Origin of the sequence: Methanobrevibacter sp., from assembly GCF_045541095.1 — an archaeon.
Taxonomy (GTDB): Archaea; Methanobacteriota; Methanobacteria; order Methanobacteriales; family Methanobacteriaceae; genus Methanocatella.
Genome location: NZ_JAZQIJ010000084.1, coordinates 1 through 2,462, shown reverse-complemented (window position 1 = coordinate 2,462; position 2,462 = coordinate 1). Strand labels below are relative to the sequence as shown.

4 protein-coding genes are annotated in these 2,462 nt (G+C 37.1%); 3 read left to right on the top strand and 1 reads right to left on the bottom strand.

Going from position 1 to position 2,462, the window contains the following annotated elements; translation table 11 throughout:
* Positions 1-201: 201 nt before the first annotated feature.
* On the bottom strand, positions 202-672 hold the full coding sequence (locus ACKI2P_RS03705; protein ID WP_407375129.1) for a pyridoxamine 5'-phosphate oxidase family protein: 471 nt from the start codon (positions 670-672) through the stop codon (positions 202-204).
* Positions 673-751: 79 nt separating this feature from the next.
* Here ACKI2P_RS03705 and ACKI2P_RS03700 point away from each other — a divergent pair, with 79 nt between their 5' ends.
* The 3 genes from ACKI2P_RS03700 to ACKI2P_RS03690 form a co-directional block, all read left to right on the top strand.
* Entirely contained in the window at positions 752-1,468 is a 717-nt protein-coding gene (locus ACKI2P_RS03700; RefSeq protein WP_407375128.1) for a UPF0280 family protein, read from the top strand.
* Positions 1,469-1,494: 26 nt separating this feature from the next.
* On the top strand, positions 1,495-1,971 hold the full coding sequence (locus tag ACKI2P_RS03695) for a GNAT family N-acetyltransferase (RefSeq protein WP_407375126.1): 477 nt from the start codon (positions 1,495-1,497) through the stop codon (positions 1,969-1,971).
* The coding region (locus ACKI2P_RS03690) for a hypothetical protein (RefSeq protein WP_407375125.1) at positions 1,964-2,462 on the top strand (499 nt) is incomplete at its 3' end. The genes ACKI2P_RS03695 and ACKI2P_RS03690, both read left to right, overlap by 8 nt.

Sequence of the window (2,462 nt, the reverse complement as noted above, 5' to 3'; positions counted from 1 at the left end):
CTCTATACACAAATATATATCATATTTAATACATAGAGTTTTTCCAAGAGCATTTGATAAGTAATATTTAAAAAATAATTAACCCAAAAAAAAATAATTTCATATCCATAAAGTGCAATTCATCTCCAGCTTAAAGAAGCCGGAGAATTCTTGCACAATAATGTTAAAAAAATTAATAATTTAATAAAAACAGTTAAAAATTCAGTTTTCCTCGACAATTTTACCTGTGATATGATCAGGCGTTATCTCGAATACTTCAGTAACATCCAGAAGCCTGTCGATTTCTTTTACTGTTTCATCATGGGTCGGGAAAAACTTATCCCCCAAATGAGTCAGTTTTTCAATTTTTTCATCCCGGTCATCAAGAGTTCTGATTTTTCCAAAAACAATAACACTTTTGAAGGTATATGACCAACCGTCATCGTTCAAAACTCCCTCATTCAACACGCAATATGATATTTTTGAGTGCTTTTTGACGGCATCATTTTTATGGCCTGTTTTGGCACCGTGGAAATATATCTTGTCGTCAACATATACGTGAGTCATCGGAATTGCATATGTATAGTCCTCATCTCCAAGAAGTGCAAGTACTCCTCTTGGCTCATTGGCCAGTATCTCTTCACATTCCTCCAGGGACAGCTGCTGTTTGTGACGTCTCATCTTTCTGAACATAATATTATTTTTAAAAGCAATCCTAATTAAACTTTTCAATTAGAAAAATATTTATAATAATGCTTTTTAATTTTAAAATATGTATTTTCAAGAGATTGATTTGGAGGAAACACATATCAGACTAAGAACTGATTTGAAAAACCATGACCTTAAAAGATACATCTATAAAATCAGATATGACCTGAAAAATTATATCCTGAGAAATCCCGATTTCAGGATTTCTTTAGAACCCTTGAAAATCGTTGATGAAAACCTGGATTTGATTGTAAGGACCATGCATGAATCATCCATAAAAGCCGACGTCGGACCCATGGCATGTGTTGCCGGAACAATATCCGAGCTGTCCGTGAAATACCTTATTGAAAACGATTCAAAGTATTCCATTGTTGAAAACGGCGGCGATATAGCAATGATAAATGATGAAAAGGTAATATGCGGAATATATTCCAACAATGAAGTTCTTGGAAACAGAATCGGATTTGAAATCAGTGCCCGGAAAAAACCCCTTGGAATCTGCACATCTTCAGGTAAAATCGGCCATTCAATAAGCTTCGGGCAATCAGACAGCGTAACAGTAATAGCCGACAGCCCGTCAACAGCTGACGGACTTGCAACAAGAATTGCAAACAGCGTGACAGGCAACACATCTGAAAGCAGAGTATCCAATGCCCTTGAAACTGCAGAAGAGTTCAAGGAATTTTTCAAAGGCGTTCTGATAATATCCGATGAAAATATAGGAACTGTAGGAAAACTGCCGAAGATTGTGGAAACACCCCAATTCGATGTGAATATTTAAAAAACACTTAACACATAAATAAATCCATGTCACAGTTAACCTTTAAAAACGCAAGTGAAGATGATGTTGGCTTGATTTTGGAGTATATCAGAAAGCTTGCGGATTACGAAAACAGATTGGATGAAGTTATTGCAACAGAAGAATCCCTGAAGAAATGGATTTTTGACAAAAAGCAGGCCGAAGTAATATTTGCACTTGAAGACGATAAGGTAATCGGTTTTGCACTATTTTTCTTAAGCTTTTCAACATATATAAGCAATGTCAATCTGCATCTTGAGGACCTGTTCATTGATCCGGAATACAGAGGCAAGGGATACGGCAAGGCATTGCTTAAAAAACTGGCTAAAATCGTTGTTGAAAGAGGTTATGGCCGCTTTGAGTGGACTTGTCTTTCATGGAACCAGCCAAGCATAGACTTTTACCTTTCTTTAGGCGCACAACAGAAAGACTGGAACGTGTTTCACCTTACAGGTGACGAGCTTGAAAAATTAGCTGATGATTGATATGGAAATTACAGCCCAAGAGATGAAAAAGTCAATTCAGAAGATATATGACAGACTCGATAAGGTAACTCCCGTTGACTTTGACTGCGGAAAGCTTTGCGGGGAAGTCTGCTGCGTATATGATGCCGAAGACTACAGAAATGAGGAGCTTGCACTTTACCTGCTTCCTGGCGAAGAGCTGATGTATGAGGACAGTGAGGAATTTGAACTTTACTATATGGATTCATCCGAAATCAAATATCCTCACTCATGGAAGGGTCAGATTTATCTGGTTAAATGCGTAAATCCTCCGAAATGCGACAGATCCATAAGGCCAATCCAATGCAGAACATTTCCTCTGATTCCCCATCTTGACAAAAAGGGAGAGTTCCATCTGATTTTTGATGAAAGCGAATTTCCATACAAATGTCCTATCGTAAATGACCACATAAAGCTCAATGATGATTTTGTAAAAGTCACATATGAAATCTGGACAATGCTTATTGCAAATC